This is a genomic window from Pseudomonas sp. CROZ-RG-20F-R04-15, assembly GCF_022662375.1.
Classification (GTDB): Bacteria; Pseudomonadota; Gammaproteobacteria; order Pseudomonadales; family Pseudomonadaceae; genus Aquipseudomonas.
Window position 1 is genome coordinate 114,684 of the sequence record NZ_JAKNQL010000005.1, and the last position, 17,416, is coordinate 132,099.

Genomic DNA, 17,416 nt, shown 5'->3' on the forward strand with positions numbered 1-17,416 from the left:
GAAAGCTTCCTTCCAGACGCAATAGATTATTTGCCCAGCTTGCGCAAATCATCCGATTCGATCACCCGCACGCCATCCTGCTCTTCCAGGGCCAACCGCCACATCGCCCGCGCCAATTGGCAGGCCTCGATGCCACGGTACTTGCCCGGAATCAGCTTCGACAACGGCCCGGCCAATTGCTCGGCCAGTCGCGGTTCAGTCCGTTCACCCAACAACAGCGAAGGCCGGCAAATGGTCAGTTGCGGCCAATCCTGCGCACGCAGTGCCTGCTCCATTTCACCTTTGACCCGGTTATAGAAAACCGACGACTTCGGATCTGCGCCAATCGCACTGATCACAATCAGATGCCGCGCGCCCATCTCCCGCGCGCGTTTGGCAAACGCTACGACCATGTCCAGATCCACCGCGCGAAACGCCGCTTCCGAGCCGGCCTGCTTGATCGTGGTGCCGAGGCAGCAATAGGCGATATCGACGCGGCCACTGAGCTGCGGCAGAAACGTCTGCGGATCACCGACCGGGTTTTCCAGGTGCGGATGCTCCGCCAGTGGCCGACGCGACGGGGCGAGCACGCGAGAAATCGTTGGCTCGTTGAGCAAACGGTCGAGTAGATGTTCACCGGTCAAACCGGTGGCTCCGGCAAGCAATACGTGCTGAGGCGTCAAGTACATAGTGTCTCTCCCTTGATACTGTTCAGCTTAGTTGCTCTTTGTCGCTCCGTCGTTCAACGCAGCACTTTGCAATGCTTTTCTGGCTTGCTGTTTGCGCAGCAGTTGCCAGTGTGACAGCACGGTTTTCGGCGCCCAGATCTGCGGCTCCGACGCCTCGAAATTGTCCGCCAGTTCACGCTCGGCGACGGTGGCCTTGGCCAGTTTGAAGGCTTGCTCCAGGTCATCGGTCTGGTTCAAAGCCTGGGCGAACAGTGCATCGCCGAAGTAGGTGAAGTTGGCTTCTTCCGAGCAGCCGAAGGACACCCGGTCGGCGCGCGAGGCGGTCATGATCAGCGTGCGTTCGTCTTTCAGCGCCGGGATGAAACCGCCGGAGTAGCACGATGAAATCACGATGATCTTGTCGCGATTCTTCAGCGGCGCGAGCACGGCGGCGAGTTCGTCGGCGGGCAGGTCGGCCAGTTCCATGCGCGGCTGGTCGAGCACCAGTTCGTGCTCGGCAGTGCCGTGGCTGGTCAGGTAGATGAACAGCAAGTCTTCCGGGCCGCTGCGCTCGGCCAGTGTTTGTGCGGCGCGGCGCAAATTCTCGCGGGTGGCCATCGGCCGGTCGCCGAGGTGGTCGCGATGGTTGACCAGACGGATCTGGCCATAAGCACCGAAGCGCGTGCTGAGCATGTTGGCGACGTAGTCGGATTCGCGCAGGAACACGCTCTGCTTGCCATCACCGCCGAGGGTCAGGGTGTACAGCTCGACCGCCGGAGTCGACGCGGGGATGGCGGCCAAGGCGTCTTCAAGCAGGCGGCCCTGAGCGAGCAAACCGAGTTCGAGGGTGTCGGGCAGCAATTTGCCATCGGCGTCGCGCACGCGCTGGCCGTTGATCCAGGTGCCGCTCATGACGCTGCCATCGGTCAGCACCAGGGTGCCGCGTCCGGAGTAGCTGTCGTTGTCGAAGCCGCCGATGTAGAAGCTGCCGTCAGACAAATTCAACCGACCCTGACCGCTGAAGCGCCAGTCACTGAATACGCCGATGTAATGGCTGCCGTCGGCGCCGATCAGTTCGCCCTTGCCGGTCAGCGCGCCTTCCTTGAACTGGCCGAGCCAGACGTCACCATCGGCGTTTTCGTAGCGACCCTTGCCGTGCAACTGATTGTTCTTGAATCCGCCGACGTAGATGTCACCGTCAGCACTATTGAAGGTGCCGTTGCCTTCCAGCTGACCGTTAACGAAATGGCCGCTGAACGAATTGCCGCTGGCGTCGCCGCGCTGGCCTTCGCCGTTGGGTTTGCCGTGGGCGAACTGGCCTTGATAGGAGCTGCCGTCGTCCATTTCCAGACGACCGAGCCCGGAATATTGATCGGCCTTGAACTCGCCACGATAGGTCATGGCGTTTTCTTTCAGGGTGCCTTCGCCTTCGCGGCGACCCTGCTTGAAGCTGCCGGTGTAACTGCTGGCGTTGGTGGTCAGGCTGCCCTGTCCATCGAACAGTCCTAGCTGGAACTGGCCGCGATAGACCTCGCCATTGCTGCCGTGCCATTCGCCCTGACCATGCCACTGACCTTTGTCGAACTGCCCGGCATACCAACTGCCGTTGGGGTAGTCGACACGGCCCTGACCTTGCAGCAAGCCATCGACCAGTTCACCGCGATAGCGCCCGCCGTCAGGCAGGCGCGCATCTGGCGGCAGCAGCGATTCGCCGTCGCCGCACGCGGTGAGCATCAGGGTCAAGGCAAGGGGTGCAAGACGAGCAAGTGAGCGCATAGCGGGATCCGGGCAATTAGGCGACCGAGTATGCCGCAGCTATGCGTGGCATATATAGAGACGTGACGCGAAACAGCGTGCGCTGCTTCGCATCCGGAACGTTTACACGAAGCAGAGCGACAGTGGCTCGGCGATATAGGCCGGTTTGTCCGAGCCTTCTATCTCCAGCGTTGCGGTGGCTTTGAGCAGCCACTGGCCAGGCTTTTTCTCGGTCACTTCGCCCAGATCGACCTTGAGCCGGACTTTCGAGTTGACCTTGACTGGCTGGATGAAACGCACGCTGTCCAGGCCGTAGTTGACCACCATCTTCACGCCTTGCGGCAGCACGAGGATGTCTTCCATCAATTTCGGGATCAGCGAGAGCGACAGGAAACCGTGGGCAATGGTGCTGCCGAAGGGCGTTTGCGCGGCTTTGACCGGGTCGACGTGAATGAACTGATAATCACCGGTGGCTTCGGCGAACAGGTTGATGCGTTCCTGATCGATGGTGAGCCATTCGGAACGTCCGAGTTCCTTGCCGACATAATCTTTGAGCTCTGCAACTGGAACATAGGGCATTGAGACTCTCCTTGGGTTCATCGGTTTTATAGTTTTTCAGGTGGGGGGATTTGACCTCCCTGCGAACCACTGTAGATCATCATGGCGATTTGCTCCGGTCAACCGACCATGCTTTTGGCGAATGCCGATCCATAGCGCAGGCGTGCTTATAATGCGGGCGACTTGCACGGTGGAAAGTAAGACGGAGATGTCGGATGTTGCTACGTGGCCTGACCCTGCTGGTGCTGTTTCAACTGCTTGGCACAGCGCTCAATCATTTACTGTTGCCGGTGCTGCCGGGGCCGATCATCGGTCTGTTGCTGTTGCTCGTCTTCCTGATCGTTCGCGGTGAAGTCGGCGAGCCGCTGAACCTCGCGGCGGGCAGTCTGCTGCGCTACCTGCCGTTGCTGCTGGTGCCGCCAGCGGTGGGCGTAATGGTTTATGCGAGCGACATTGCCGCGGATTTCTGGGCGATCGTCGGCGCGCTGGTGCTGTCGTTGATCCTGTCGATGGCCTTCGCCGGGGTGCTGATGCAGCGCCTGGTCAAGCGTCACGCGCCTGCGTCGGAGGAGTCCTGATGCTTTTCGACTGGCAGGGCGCCTGGGCTTCGGTGATTCATCATCCGCTGTTCGGTATCGGCATCACCCTCGGTGCCTATCAACTGGTACTGGCGGCGTTCGAGAAAACCCGCTGGATCTTTCTGCAACCGGTGCTGGTCTCCATGCTGTTGGTGATCGGTGTGCTGGTCGGCTGCGGGCTGACTTACGCCGAGTACCGCAAGAGCACCGAGATCCTCAGCATTCTGCTCGGCCCGGCCACCGTCGCGCTGGCGGTGCCGCTGTATCTCAATCTGCGGCGTATTCGGCAATTGTTCTGGCCGATTTTTACTACGCTGGTGATAGGCGGGGTGGTGGCAACGGGCATGGGTGTGTTGCTGGGCTGGTGGTTCGGTGCCGAACATATGATCCTGATGACCATGGCGCCGAAGTCGGTGACCTCGCCGATTGCCATGCTGGTGGCTGAGCAGATCGGTGGTGTCGCGGCGCTGGCGGCAGTGTTCGTGCTGATCACCGGGGTGATCGGCGCGATCTTCGGCCCGGCGCTGCTCACCCGCCTCGGCGTGCACAGCCCCGAGGCGCGTGGCATGGCGCTGGGCATGACCGCACACGCGGTCGGCACCTCGGTGGCGTTGCAGGAAAGTGATGAGTGCGGCGCTTTTGCGGCGCTGGCGATGAGTCTGATGGGCGTGGCCACGGCAGTGTTCCTGCCGTTGGCGGTGTCGATGGTGGTGTAAGGAAATGTCTATGAGTCTGCCGCTTTTTCCGCTGAACACAGTGCTGTTTCCCGGCTGCAACCTCGATTTGCAGATCTTCGAGGCGCGCTATCTCGACATGATCGGCCGCTGCATGAAACAGGGCGGCGGTTTCGGCGTGGTGTGCATTCTCGATGGCCATGAAGTCGGCGTCGCGCCAGAAGGATTTGCTCTGGTCGGCTGCGAAGCACGCATCACTGATTTTCAGCAGCAGGACAACGGCTTGTTGGGGATTCGCGTGCAGGGTGGCCGTCGCTTCAGTGTGCTGCGCACCGAGGTGCAGCGCGATCAGTTGATTCTGGCTGATGTCGAGTGGCTGGATGATGAACCTGAGCAACCGCTGCAGGATGAGGACGCCGATCTGGTGGCGCTGCTCAAGGCCTTGGCCGAGCATCCGATGGTCGAAGCGCTGAACATGGGCACCGATGCGCTCGGTCAGCAATCGTTGGCCAATCAATTGGCCTATCTGTTGCCGTTCGCCGAGGAAGACAAGATCGATCTGTTGCAACTCGACGATCCCCAGCAGCGACTGGATGCGATTCAGGCGCTGCTCGATGAGTTGCAGGGCGAGTTGTTTGCGTAGTTGCACTTCGAATCAACTGTTCGTATTTGCCAGTATTGTCTCGCTTATGGCTTTGCCTTAATTTCAAGTTGCCCGCAGGACGCGGGCGACTTTTATAAAAACAAGGACGAAGTCATGACTGTATATGAAGATGAATGGGCGTTTTGGGACGATATTGCCGGCAAATACATTATGAAACATGCCGGAACTGATCATAACGTTAACAATGTTGTTGAAGCCGCATCGAATTATGCGGATCGCATGGTGATTGCCCGACGTAAGCGAAAATCCGAAAAAGTCCCGGTAGGCGATATTCCGCGGATGTCCGCGACAGCCAAAGCCGTAATGGCTGAAGCCGCCGTTTGATTCTTTCCTTTTTTCAGTATTTGCCTGCCGTTGGTGTTACCGAGGGCAGGACGTCTACAGGTGGCGCCCCATGTCCATAGCAAAAATAAACAGCAAAGCATTCACCGCGCATCTTTATCTCGATGGCCGGCCGGTGGTGCTTAATCAACAACGCCTGCAACAGGCGCTTCACGACCTGCGGATTACCAAGGGTGAGCAACTGGATGCCGAAGTCGGACTGGCCGATTCGCGCGTCGCAAGTTTCATCACGCTGGCGAACCATGAGGACGACAAACCGCTGCTGCTGAAATTCGTCCCGCAGGGCGAACATTATGCAATCAGCCTTGTGCATCCGGGCGTGTTCGACGGTGCGCGGTTATTCATCGAAGACAAGACGCATAATCTGTTGGCCAGTACCAGTGCTCCGCTGCAGGACTTTTCAATCAATACGTTCGCCGTGCCGAAAGCTTCGCTTGGCCACTTCGAAGCCGGTCCGGCTTATCTTGAATTGAGCCGCGAAACAGATGACAAAAAATCCTCAAGCAAGCCGTTATACCGGAGCGTGAGCAGTGGCATGAGCACATTTCTGGACGTAGACCCCAACCCGACGGGGCACAACGCGTTCAATAGCATCCCGGCGATCTTCGTGATCAAGGTGGTCGGGTAGCTGCAAGTTACCGTTTAAAAACGCGCCATTCATGACTGGATGAATGGCGCTGTATCTCAGGCCCGATCATGCTCGGGGACCGGCCAGACGACGTCGTCGGCAAAGGTCTTGTCGCCTTTTGGCAAATCCAGAATCACACCGCCCGAGCTGGCGATTTCATCGATCAGGCGATCGTAGGCGTTAGCGCCAAAGTAGCCGGCCGCTCGGCTGTCGGTGCCCGCCCAGGTGGCCTGTTCGATTGTTGCGACACGACCGCCGGCCTGCTCCAGCACGTCCTTGACCCGCGCAGCTTTGCTCAGGTCAGAACGCACCAGCCAGAGCCGTTCGGCACTGATGCCGCGTGTCGGTGTGGAAATGTGCCCCTCCAGGGCGTCGAAGATAAATTTGCCTTGGCCGGGGTTGAATGCCTTGTTTTCCGCCCCGGGCACGACTTCCAGCCCACGCGTATCGATGGCGTAGATAAAAGTGCTGGTTTGCTTGCGACGGGTGGATGCATAGCCCGTCGAGTCATCGAACACGAACGAAGTGTCAGAGTCGGCCTCGTCGCCGGTGCGTTTGCCGTCCGACACGGAACTCTCTGCGGAGTCCGAAGACTCACCGGCGGGCCCCTTGGAGCGCTGCGGATTCACTCCAGGAAAGCGGTTGGCCTGAGTGTTGTAATGCAACTCGTGATAGAAACCGCCCCCGGCCGCCGCGTAGGCACTGGCGTCGTGCAACCCGAATGTTGCACTCAAGGCCCGCTTGTTCGTGGTCCCGGTGGGATTGCCTTTGCGATACATCATCCGGCCATCCCTGGCCAGCTCGAACGGTAAACGGGTTTCACCTCTGAACAGCGCCGGAATGTCGGTGCGGTAGAGCATGTTGTGGCGCGTGCGCAGGTAACCGAGATGGGCAGCGTAGTCGGCTAGAAAACCATCGCTGTATCGCGTCGCTGGCCATTGATGATTGAACTCCAGGCCTTGGCTGCGCAGGTCGTGCAGGTAGTTTTCGAGTTCTTCGGCGATCAGTTTGAAGCGCTGTTCATCGCTGGCGTCGAGCGTCAGGCGCTTGTGCTGCTGCGCCCATTCCGGCATCCGGCCGTCACTGGCTTCACCGCGTAAACGGCTCAACTGCGCCTTGCTCAGGTTATAGCTGCGCAGCAGCTGCGCGCGCTGAGCGGAATCCAGTTGTGGATGCGACCATTTCAACGAGTCGGCGACAAAGGTGTAGTCCTCGACGTTCTGCGCCCGTGGCGCCCAGTCCGGCGCTGTTCCAGAGCGTTGCGCGGCTGTGCGAAACGCGGGAATCTGCGCGTCTTCGACGATATACAGCTGCCGGATATCCTGATCCGACCACTGCGCAAGCGGCGCATCCGCGTTTGCCCGCGCAGGATCGATTGCAATCCAGCGCTGCTCGCCATCCTTGAAGGCATAGCCGAGAACAGCTCCGTCGCTGTTCGATCCAGCGGCGTGAAACGAGTAGTAGCCCTGCGCATTTGGCGTTGAGGAAAACGCATGATCGTCGGCGTTAAGGAACGTCAGGTGTCGATCCAGAGCCCAGAGATTGTCTTGCGTGGTGCGATAAATCGGTGGGCCAGGCGCCGTACGCCGGAACGAGATCACCCGGTACGCCTTGACTTCGGCATCATAGCGAACGCAAACGTGTTGCCGGCCTTCGACGTCAGGAAGCTGAACATCGACCCAATCCCTGCCGAGGTAGTGCCTGACCCCGGATGCATTCGGCGCTGGCAGATCGCCGAAATACGGATGGGCAAAATCCTCCAGCGACGTCATCGAAAAAGAGTCGCGTTCTGTAGACGTCGTCGGCAGAACACTGACTTCGATGGACGCTGTCTGCTGGCGCGAAGCGTCCGGCTCATCCAGGCGCAGTCGTTTGGAGGCAGAAGGCGAATCCACGGATGATTGACCCGCAACGCTTTCCGGTCTGGCGAGTATCGGGCTATCTGCCGGCTGCCGTGTTGCAGATTGTGGTGGACTGGGGGTCGGCGATTTGGGGCGAGGCCCCGGTTTTTGGCGCATGCGATGAACTCCTTGAAGCATGACTCAGCCTGTCCATTGGCTGAGTGAAACGAGCGCCGGTGCAGCAGTCAGAACCACATCGGCGCGCATTGGATGTTGGGTAGACGCGATCAGGTGTTCTGGTTTGTCGTGATCAGCAGATCCTCAGCCTTGATTTGGCTCTGCGGATCGCTGTCGACGCTCCATTGCTTTTTCGCCGAGCGGTAAACCACCTTGCCGGTTGTTCCCTTGGCGCTGATGTGGGTGACATGAACGTTGGCGGCCAGCTCGTTGCGCTGTCGATGCGCTTCGATGTCTGCCAGGAGTGCTTCGACACTGGCATAACTGCGGGCGTCGATGACGTACAACTGGAAGACTTCGAACAGCAGCGACACTTCATAGATATTGCCCGCAGACGTCACGACGCTGACTGACTCCACGGGTGAATCTGCGTTGATAGTGGGCAACTCGATCATCGCGCTGCCGATGCGCAAGCGGTTGGCGTTCAGTTGAATATCGTCGCGCCTGACCGTTTCCTTCAGGGCACTGGTGAAAATGTTCCAGATGGAAGCGTCGGCGGTGTTGGCTGCGGCACCCGGCGTCGACAGACGCACGATCGAGTTGCTGGCAAGGTAGATGTCGTAGCTCGAACTTTGCCCGTCGAGCACGTAGATGCCTGTATGTGGCCCTGGCGGAATTACCACTTTGCTGGGCTGCGCTGGCAGCAAGAGCTTTTCGCTAGGCACAGGGCGGGTAAACAGATAATTCCCTTTACGCCGCTTCAGGCAACTGCGCGTGCTTTTGCTGCGGGGACCGGGATTGCGCACATCGTCTTCGTAATCCAGATCCGGCACTTGCAAGCGGTACGACACTTCATCCTGCAGGATCAACACGACGTCCTGTGCAAGCAGCGGTGTCGTCACTTTCAGGCTGTTTCTGCCGCTGTAACCGGTGGCCGCGGCGATGGGCTGAATCACCCCTTTGAACGTCACGGTTTTTTCCGGCAAATGCAGAGACAGGTCGATGTCGCTGTAGATCAGATGAGTATTGCCAGAAACGCCCCTGCGCGCTTCGACCTGATAACTGACGACCACGTCGTTGATTTCAGCGTTTTTGAAGTCCAGGTGAACCGTCCGCGAGGTCTGCGCCACATGACGCTTGGCGACGAACTCGACGTTGCCCGCCATGCGCGACAAATAATGCCGTTTGCGCCCCAGATCATTGATCTCCACCGTACCGCCATTGACGATTTCCGCAGCGGGGGCCGGTTTGCCGACGACGCTCACGGCGACATCGACAGACTCGATCGAGGCCTCGCCCGGTTTCGCCGGCAGCAGCACCAGCAATTCGTATTCGTCCTGAGTCTTGAACACCAGTTTGTCGTTTTTCAACTGGCGTTGGCCATCGACCCGTTGGTAGACATTTTCGACCGTGAGGACGTGCTCGGGGTCGCTGCCATCCTTGCCGCGCAGGGAGTGGACCACCAGTGCGGTGTCGTTGATTTCCCAGCGCTGGATGATATCTCGCGGCCAGCCAAATTCGATCAGGCTGGCGTGTTCGCCGTCTTCGACAATCGTCGTGCGTGCGCAGGTATCGGCAATGTAATAGCGATCCATCCCGCTACCGCCATCGACCCGGCAATCGATACCGCCGATGGCTATGGTGTCGTCACCGCCGCCAGCGTTGACCCGGTCGTAACCATTCGCGGCGATACGGTTGGCTTCATCGCTGCCAGTCACGCGGCTGGTGCCTTTGCGCAACGTCGACACGTTTTCGATCGATGTCAGTTGGGTGACGTGGAGGGCATCGACATCGGGATCAAGGCCGCGCAGGCTGACCTTGCCGCTTTGCAGGTTGATGTCATGGCCGATATTGCGCGTGTCGCTGCGTGGACGACTGCCCTCGAACGCCAGGGTGTCGGAACCGGCACCGCCATCCAGCACGCTCAGATGCGCCGGTTTGCTTGCCCGGTCGAGTTCCGCCTCGGTGACCTCTTGATAGAACGCGTCGCTTTTGGCGCCGCCCGTCAGCGCTTTGTGATCCGCTCGATAGGTGAAAATATTCGGCTGGTTTTCCACCCCGACCACCCGGTCATTGCCATCGCCGAGGCGCCAGAACACTCCTTTGCCATCGCCGGCACTGCCGGAGACCTTGCCCTCGAGGTCTGCCGGCAGACCTTTGCCGGCATCGATCACGTCGTCGCCTTCCACGACCGCTGCATAACTATCGACTTTGAATGGCTGTTCACCCGCGCTTTCATCCCATTGGTAGCGCCAGATTTCCACGGGTTTGAGTTCTACCCGGAACGCACCGTTGACGACGTGTTCGAGAGAGTGCTTGTACGCGCCGTCGAGCATCTGGCGGGCGGACAGCTCCAGTTGTTCCTTGTGGTCGCGATAACCCTTGGACAGCTTGAAGCGATCCATCACGTCCTTGTCCATCTCCTGACGGGTGAAGGCGAACCAGCCGGAGCGCAGACGCTCGTGGAACGTCAGTTCGATGTAGTCGTCGATGTCATCGACCACGCGCGCGGCCTGGTAAATCAACGAGGTGGCGATCAGCAGCCCGGCGGCGGCCAGGCCAAGAGGACCGGCAACGCTGCCGAAACCGGCCAGAGCCGCCACGCCCAGCGCCAGACTGATGGCCGCGCCGGCGACACTCAGGCCGCCGCTGACGTAGTGGTCCTGGGCTTCTTTGCCGCTGGTGGCTGCTGCGGCATTGAATGATGTCACCGCATCATTGATGTCGAACGGCAAGGTGATGATGCTGGCAAACATGCCGGCGCCACGGCTGAGGTATTTGCCGAAAGACGTCCGCGGAAAGTACCGGAAGACCTTGCCACTCTGGTTGAGCATGGCCTGGCCGCCTTTGCTGAAACCCTGTTCCAGAATCAACGAGCCCAGCTCGGCGGCGATCGAGCCACCCTGGATCCAGGCTTCGCGGGTCTCGCCGTTCCTGATGGCATCGAGCATGGCCCGGTAGCCGCTGTAAAGACCGAAGGCCTGCATGCCGACACCGGCGCCGCTCATCAAATAGCTTTTGCCTCGGTTGACCCAGCCTGGTGAGTTTTCAAATGTGTCGACTTTCTGGATGTCCAGCTTCTGCGCGGCGTGACACAAACGATTGAGGCGTTCCATCAGACTGCCCGCCTCAAGGCCGGCGGTGCCGACGAAGAGTTTTCCGGCACTGAACGAGCGCTGGCTGGAGATTTCAAAGAACAGCAGGCCGGGGCCGTCGATGTCGGCGGTATCAATGGCCTTCAATCGTGCGTGGGCCTTTTTCGCATCGAAGTTGAGACCGTCCAGAAATGCCTGATCGACCTTTTGCATGCCGGCATTCGCCGGGCTGATGGGCTGACCATGGACTGTCGCGCCGAAGGCCTGCAGTTCGACGCGAGTGGTCGTGACTTCGCCAATGCGTAACGGGCCAAAATGATTGTCGAGGGATTCAAGGGTGCGCATAAAGGGGGCATCCGGATCCGTCTGGGTGGCGATGCTTTTACGCGCGACAGGACTCGGCTGGCGTCCATGGGGATTGGCCGAGGCTTCGATCTGCTGCATTCCCAAGGCCCGGGCCTCAAGGGCTGCGATGCTGGGTACTATGAGTGTTGACACGTATTAGTCCTTTAATGAATTGCGCTATGAACCGGCATCCGAGCCGGAGAGTTTCTGTAAGACAAGTTGCGCTGATAGCTGCCGGCACTTACGGCCAGGTGATGTCGTAGGCGAATTCGTTACTGTTGCCCGAGAGTCTGATGATCGGTTTACCTGCCGTCTCGACGCGGTCGATCAAGCGGTCATATTCGAAGGCGTTCCTGTGCCCGGCATGGGTAGCTGCCTCGATGCGCTCGGCGCTGTCGCCGGCCTGAGCCTTGATGTCGTCGATTTTGGCGGCTTTGGTTCGCGAGGAATTGAGCAGCCAGATGCGCTCTGCCGCCAATCCACTGCCTGTAACTGAAATCAGCCCTTCGAAGTCGTCGGAGGGAAACCATGTCGGGGGTGTATCGCGGGCCGCGGAGTTGAACAGCATGTTCTCTTCATGCGGGACCACCTCCAGGCGGCGGGTGTCGAGCACATACAAAAACATTTCCTTTTGATTGATGCGGGTGCTGCGGTAATGCTGATCGTGATCCCAGGCGATTGGACTGGCAGGTTCCGACCATTCGGACGATGTCGTGCTTTGCGTATCACTGCTGTCACTGTCCGAAGAAGAGGATTCATCGGCCCCGCGCCCTGGGTATTTGTGGGTCTGGCTGTTGTAGCGCAAGTACTCAGGGTCAGGGCTTCTTGCATACATCTCACCTTCGTTGAGGCTGAACGTAGCGCTTATCGGTTTGTGTGTAGTCGCCCCCGGCTCGTGGTGGTAGCGCGGTAGCAGGGTGCCATCATTGGCCAGCTCGAACGGCGTGCGCTCATCGCCGCGGAACAGGGCCGGGATGTCAGTGCGGTACAGGCAATTATTCTTGTTGCGCAGGTAGCCGAGCTTCGTCAGCAACGCTTCTCGTAGTTCCGGGGTCAGGCTGCTTTCGGGGGCATACCAGGCGTGTCGCGCATCGCGCTTGAGGTTGAGTTCGCTGACGGCGTCGCGACTCAATTGTTCGAGGCGTTGAGGATTGTCGGCGTCCTCGGTCAAGCGCTTGTGCGCCTCGGCCCATTCCGGCATTGCCAGGGTGTTCTTGAGTTCCTGGCGCAAGCGCGTCAGTTGACTGGGTAACAGGTTGTAGGCCTGCAGGAAGGTTTCGCTTTGCTGGCTACTCATGGTCGGTTGCAGCCAGCGCAGGGCGTCGTTCAGCAAGTCACTGTGCGGGTTGTCGGTCTCTCGGGCGGCGACCCAGTCTGGCGGCTTGCCGCTGGCAGCGGCTTCACTGCGGAACCTGACGATATCCTGACCATCGATGCCGTACAGCGTCCAGATTTCGCGGTCAGTCCAGTGTTTCAGTTGTGCAGGTTCTGCGCCAAACCCTGACGCCGGCGGCACAACCCGCACGGCGTTGCCGAATTTGTCCATGAAAGCAAACTGGACGTCGGTCGGCTTCGAACTCAGGAACGGCATGAACTCGTAATAGCCTTGAGCATCCGGCGAACGCCAAGTGGGTCGATAGCGGCCTTGATCAATGTACGTGGGCGAGTTCGTCGGGCGCGGTTGCTTGGTGGCAAGAGGTTCGACGCTGGGCATTGCGCTGCGCTTCTGCGCAGATGTTTCGGGTGTCAGTCGTTCAGCACTGACGGGCGGGATCTCGCTGATCTGCTCGCTCAGACGCCAGGTCGCGCGACCTTGGTTTTTAAAAAGCCTGGGGCCAGAGGGGTAGCGCTCGGTCAGTAGTTTGCTGCGCCAGATGCCGGAATCGTCGGTGCCGACGTGGGTCGTCTGGAGCCCGCCGTCAGATTCGACGTCGACGAATCGACGGCCGACAATCCAGCGAAAGCCGTCTTCGTCTGCCGGCTGCATGCCGTGCAGAAAATCCTGTTTCAACCAGTAGGGATTCACCGCGCCATCGTGGCGGGATGGCCCAGAGTTTTGTGTGGGCAGGGCACTGATCGTAATGGCGGGTGAGAGGACCGGGTCAGTCGCTTCCGGTACCTCTACGTTGCGCGGCGGGCCGCCGGGGTCGGCCAAACCGGGCAGTCGCCATGCCGCAGGGACCCCTGGAGATGGCGCAGGTGTCTGCGGGTCGGGTTGTCGATGGGTCGATGTTGGTTTGCGCGGTATCTTCGGACTCATGAATGACTCGAATCAATAGATAACCAAAACACGCGCCGTTGTTAAAGTTGCGTTGGTTCAAGTGTTTTGATGATCGAAAGTTATTGAATGGGCTGAGTCAATCTAATGGTTTTTCCACGCGGTGGAGCGCTTTATATCGGTGCTGGGCGGGCAATTATGTAACCCGATTTTATGCCGGGTTTATATGTAAGAAAGTTGATAGTTGGTTGTCCGAATACTTTCTCATGGCAAGCAAGTTTGAATAGGGCAAGGGCGCGGCTCTCGTCGGAATTTTCCGAAAAGAGCCGCGCAAGGAAATAACGCTTGTGAAGTTTCAATCAATAAGCGTAACGCAACAGCGTATGCGGAAGATGCCGCAGTACGAAGAAAGCGAACATTGCCAGCATCGCCGGCAGGATCAGCCACCAGACTTTGAAGGGCATGGCATTGAGCGATGTCGAACGCTGGCTCAGCCACAGGCTCGCCGCACACACGCAACTGGCGAGCATGGCGCCAGCGAGGACGTCGGTTGGCCAGTGCGCGCCGAGATAAACCCGCGACAGGGCGATGGCCAGTGCGGGTATGCAGCCGATCAGCAGCCAGGTCAGGCGCATACGTGGCGGTTGCCCGCGACCGGCCAGCACAGCGAGGCTCAGAAACAGCGCGAACGACCCCGAGGCATGACCACTTGGCATGCTGTAGGTGGTCAGCGGGTCGGTCAGGACTTCCGGGCGTACGCGGGCGAAGAAGTATTTGGTTGCGGTGTTGGCCAGTGCGGTGACCAACAGCGTAGCCCCGGTAAAAACCGCGTGACGCCATTGCCGGCAGATCAGCAGCAGGACCACGAGCAATGCGCTGAACATAAGCATGTTGCGGAACTCGCCGATCAGCGTCAGCGTGACCGCAATTTCATCCAGCATTGGCTGGCGATGTTCCTGCACCAGTGTCATCACGCCCTGATCGAGTGCGGTCAGGTACGGATAGCCGACGAACAGGCCAATCAGAATCAGCAGGCTCATGCTGCTGATCCAGATTGTTGCGCGGCGGTGGCGGCGCAGGCTGCTGTTCACGCTCAGACCAACCATTGCGGCGATGCTGCCGGCGACAATGCCGGCTTGCAGCCAGAACCCTTCAGGCAAGGGCAGGCGGAAGGCCGCGCCGGTGGCCCAGCCCGGCAGCAGATAGGCCAGACTCCAGCCAGCGGCGGCCAGCAGGCTGACCGCGGCGAAACGCGGGAAGGGCATGTCGCACATGCCGGCGACCATGGGCAGCATCGGCCGTAGCGGTCCGATGAAGCGGCCGACCAACAGGCTGGCAATGCCGTAGCGCTGGAAATACGACTCGGCGCCGGCCATCCATTCCGGATGATGGCGCAGCCCTGGCAGACGCCGAATGTTCTGATGGAAATGCCGGCCGAGCAAATACGACACAGCATCGCCGAGAATCCCGCCGAGAAAACCCAGCAGCAGGGTTTCGCTCAGTGACAGTGCGCCGCTGCCGGCCAGAACGGCGACGGCAAACAGCAGCACGGTGCCCGGCACGATCAGACCGGCAATCGCCAGACATTCCACAAAGGCAACAATGAATACCGCCGCAGCCAGCCACTGTGGGTTGGCCGCCAGCCACCCGGTCACGCTATCGAGCCATGGGCCCATACAGAAAAACTCCAAACCATTGATGATCCCTATGTAGGAGCAGCCTTCGGCAGCTCCTAAACAGGTTTGTGTTTACAGCAAGAAATAATCCCGGCCTTCGACCTGACCGCGTCGTAGCGGGTTCCGCGTGCACCATTGCGCGTAGGCAGAGTCGACAAAGCGGTACATCAGGTGTTCATCGCGGCCATGGGGAATGCCCAGGCGTGTGGTTTGGATAATGTGCGCCGGCGCCGGCCCGGTGTCCTCTACCAACAGGACTTCATGATCGAAACGTTTGGCGTCCCATACCGGCACCTTTAGCCCCAGCGCTTTGCACAGCAGGGTTTGCCCGGCGCAGAGCTTTTGCGAAGGACGCGCACGTCCCTGAGCATCGGGATTGTTCAACAGCATCTGCGCCAGACTCGCTGGCCCGCTGACTTCATCGACCCACGGATAAGCGGATTTGATCAATACCGCATTGCCCGGCCCTTGCGCGCTGAAATTCAACGAGTCACCGCCACGGGCGTAATACATATAGATGTGGCCGCCATCCAGAAACAAAGCCTTACGCTTTTCTGTGTAACCCAACGAAGCGTGGCTGCCCTTTTCGGCGCAGTAATAGGCTTCGGTTTCGATGATTCGCGCGCTGAGCCACAAGTCGCCGACGCGATGGCGGATGACTTTGCCGAGCAGATCCTGCGCCAGCACTTGCGCATCTCGGTCGAAAAAGGCGTCCGGCAGCCCCAGCGGCAGGCGTTCGGCGCGGTGGCGAACGGTCAGGTTGGACATGGCAGGTAACGTTTATCCAGGCTCAGGAGGTCGTGATGATAACAACGCCCGGCTTAATTGGGCCTGAACGCCGGCGAATCAGCGTTCATTTCGACCATCCGCCCGTCACCGCTGTTAGTCCCGGTACGCGACAGCTATAATCTGCCGCTTTCCTCTTTGCCAAGACCCCAGCAGACCATGACTGAGTCCGTTCTTGACTACATGACCCGATTGGGTCGCGCCGCCCGCGAAGCCTCCCGGGTCATCGGCCGTGCCAGCACCGCGCAGAAAAACCACGCCTTGCAGGCTGCAGCCAATGCCCTGGACGCTGCGCGTGCCGAGCTTGCCGCAGCCAATGAACAGGATCTGGCCGCCGGTCGCGCCAATGGTCTGGAACCCGCTTTGCTGGAACGTCTGGAACTGACCCCGGCGCGCATCGACGGCATGATCGTCGGTTTGCGTCAGGTTGCTGCACTGCCGGATCCGGTCGGTGCAATCCGTGACATGAGCTTCCGTCCATCGGGGATTCAGGTCGGCAAGATGCGTGTGCCGCTGGGCGTGATCGGGATCATCTACGAATCCCGCCCGAACGTGACCATCGATGCCGCCAGTCTGTGCCTGAAGTCCGGCAACGCGACCATCCTGCGCGGCGGTTCCGAAGCGATTCATTCCAATCGGGCGATTGCCGCGTGCATCCAGCGTGGTCTGGCCGAGGCTGAGTTGCCCGCCGCTGTGGTGCAAGTGGTCGAAACCACCGACCGCGCCGCCGTTGGCGCGATGATCACCATGCCCGAGTACGTCGACGTGATCGTGCCGCGCGGTGGCCGTGGCCTGATCGAACGCATCAGTCGCGATGCCCGCGTGCCGGTGATCAAGCATCTGGACGGCATCTGCCACGTTTACGTCAGTGCCCACGCTGATTTGCCGAAAGCCCAGCGCATTGCCTTCAATGCCAAGACTTATCGTTATGGCATTTGCGGCGCGATGGAGACGTTGCTGGTCGATCAAACGGTTGCCAAGGATTTCCTGCCGTCGATGGCCGCCCAGTTCCGCGAAAAAGGTGTTGAACTGCGTGGCTGCGAGCGCACTCGGGCGATTATCGACGCCGTTGCCGCTAGCGAAGACGACTGGAACACTGAGTATCTGGCACCGATCCTGTCGATTCGCGTGGTCGACGGTCTGGATCAGGCCATCGAACACATCAACCATTACGGCTCCCATCACACCGACTCGATCGTCAGCGAAAACCTCGCTGACACTCGGCGCTTTGTGGCGGAAGTCGACTCGGCGTCGGTGATGATCAACACCCCGACGTGCTTCGCCGATGGATTTGAATACGGATTGGGTGCCGAGATCGGCATTTCTACTGATAAGCTGCACGCCCGCGGCCCGGTGGGGCTCGAAGGACTGACCTGCGAGAAGTACATCGTGGTCGGTGATGGCCAGTTGCGCGGCCAGGCGACGGTCTGAC

15 protein-coding genes are annotated in these 17,416 nt (G+C 59.7%); 7 read left to right on the forward strand and 8 right to left on the reverse strand.

Annotated features, from left to right (window positions below; genetic code table 11):
* Window positions 1-26: 26 nt before the first annotated feature.
* The 3 genes from L8H52_RS10050 to L8H52_RS10060 form a co-directional block, all read right to left on the reverse strand.
* Entirely contained in the window at window positions 27-668 is a 642-nt protein-coding gene (locus L8H52_RS10050; protein ID WP_242206921.1) for an oxidoreductase, read from the reverse strand.
* Window positions 669-695: 27 nt separating this feature from the next.
* Complete coding sequence (locus L8H52_RS10055) at window positions 696-2,423, reverse strand: C13 family peptidase (protein ID WP_242206922.1); 1,728 nt, start codon at window positions 2,421-2,423, stop codon at window positions 696-698.
* 102 nt (window positions 2,424-2,525) lie between these two features.
* Window positions 2,526-2,981 carry a MaoC family dehydratase gene (locus L8H52_RS10060; protein WP_034153755.1) on the reverse strand — a complete coding sequence of 152 codons (456 nt, stop codon included), beginning with the start codon at window positions 2,979-2,981 and terminating at the stop codon, window positions 2,526-2,528.
* 194 nt (window positions 2,982-3,175) lie between these two features.
* Here L8H52_RS10060 and L8H52_RS10065 point away from each other — a divergent pair, with 194 nt between their 5' ends.
* From L8H52_RS10065 to L8H52_RS10085, 5 genes are all read left to right on the forward strand, one after another.
* On the forward strand, window positions 3,176-3,538 hold the full coding sequence (locus tag L8H52_RS10065; protein WP_194934912.1) for a CidA/LrgA family protein: 363 nt from the start codon (window positions 3,176-3,178) through the stop codon (window positions 3,536-3,538).
* On the forward strand, window positions 3,538-4,254 hold the full coding sequence (locus L8H52_RS10070) for an LrgB family protein (RefSeq protein ID WP_053124192.1): 717 nt from the start codon (window positions 3,538-3,540) through the stop codon (window positions 4,252-4,254). Before L8H52_RS10065 ends, L8H52_RS10070 begins: the two co-directional genes overlap by 1 nt.
* Before the next feature lie 10 nt (window positions 4,255-4,264).
* Window positions 4,265-4,855, forward strand: a complete 591-nt coding sequence (locus L8H52_RS10075; protein WP_242206923.1) for an LON peptidase substrate-binding domain-containing protein — start codon at window positions 4,265-4,267, stop codon at window positions 4,853-4,855.
* 114 nt (window positions 4,856-4,969) lie between these two features.
* Window positions 4,970-5,200, forward strand: coding sequence for a hypothetical protein (locus L8H52_RS10080; RefSeq protein ID WP_242206924.1), 231 nt, complete (start codon window positions 4,970-4,972; stop codon window positions 5,198-5,200).
* A 70-nt stretch (window positions 5,201-5,270) separates the two neighbouring features.
* Entirely contained in the window at window positions 5,271-5,846 is a 576-nt protein-coding gene (locus L8H52_RS10085; RefSeq protein ID WP_242206925.1) for a hypothetical protein, read from the forward strand.
* 56 nt (window positions 5,847-5,902) lie between these two features.
* Here L8H52_RS10085 and L8H52_RS10090 read toward each other — a convergent pair whose 3' ends face one another.
* The gene (locus L8H52_RS10090; RefSeq protein ID WP_242206926.1) at window positions 5,903-7,741 is read right to left on the reverse strand and encodes a hypothetical protein; all 1,839 of its coding nucleotides are present in this window, start codon (window positions 7,739-7,741) and stop codon (window positions 5,903-5,905) included.
* Between the two features lie 2 nt (window positions 7,742-7,743).
* Here L8H52_RS10090 and L8H52_RS10095 point away from each other — a divergent pair, with 2 nt between their 5' ends.
* Window positions 7,744-7,887, forward strand: coding sequence for a hypothetical protein (locus L8H52_RS10095; RefSeq protein WP_242206927.1), 144 nt, complete (start codon window positions 7,744-7,746; stop codon window positions 7,885-7,887).
* An 87-nt stretch (window positions 7,888-7,974) separates the two neighbouring features.
* On the opposite strand, the gene L8H52_RS10100 is transcribed toward L8H52_RS10095, so the two are convergent.
* The 4 genes from L8H52_RS10100 to L8H52_RS10115 form a co-directional block, all read right to left on the reverse strand.
* Window positions 7,975-11,457, reverse strand: a complete 3,483-nt coding sequence (locus tag L8H52_RS10100; protein WP_242206928.1) for a calcium-binding protein — start codon at window positions 11,455-11,457, stop codon at window positions 7,975-7,977.
* Window positions 11,458-11,545: 88 nt separating this feature from the next.
* Complete coding sequence (locus L8H52_RS10105) at window positions 11,546-13,330, reverse strand: hypothetical protein (RefSeq protein WP_242206929.1); 1,785 nt, start codon at window positions 13,328-13,330, stop codon at window positions 11,546-11,548.
* Between the two features lie 551 nt (window positions 13,331-13,881).
* Window positions 13,882-15,198, reverse strand: a complete 1,317-nt coding sequence (locus tag L8H52_RS10110) for a bifunctional DedA family/phosphatase PAP2 family protein (protein WP_242206930.1) — start codon at window positions 15,196-15,198, stop codon at window positions 13,882-13,884.
* 72 nt (window positions 15,199-15,270) lie between these two features.
* Window positions 15,271-15,966 (reverse strand): DNA-3-methyladenine glycosylase, encoded by a 696-nt coding sequence (locus tag L8H52_RS10115; RefSeq protein ID WP_242206931.1) that lies wholly within the window; start codon window positions 15,964-15,966, stop codon window positions 15,271-15,273.
* Between the two features lie 177 nt (window positions 15,967-16,143).
* Between L8H52_RS10115 and L8H52_RS10120 the strand changes: the two genes are divergently transcribed.
* Complete coding sequence (locus L8H52_RS10120; protein ID WP_242206932.1) at window positions 16,144-17,415, forward strand: glutamate-5-semialdehyde dehydrogenase; 1,272 nt, start codon at window positions 16,144-16,146, stop codon at window positions 17,413-17,415.
* The last annotated feature ends 1 nt before the right edge of the window (window position 17,416 follow it).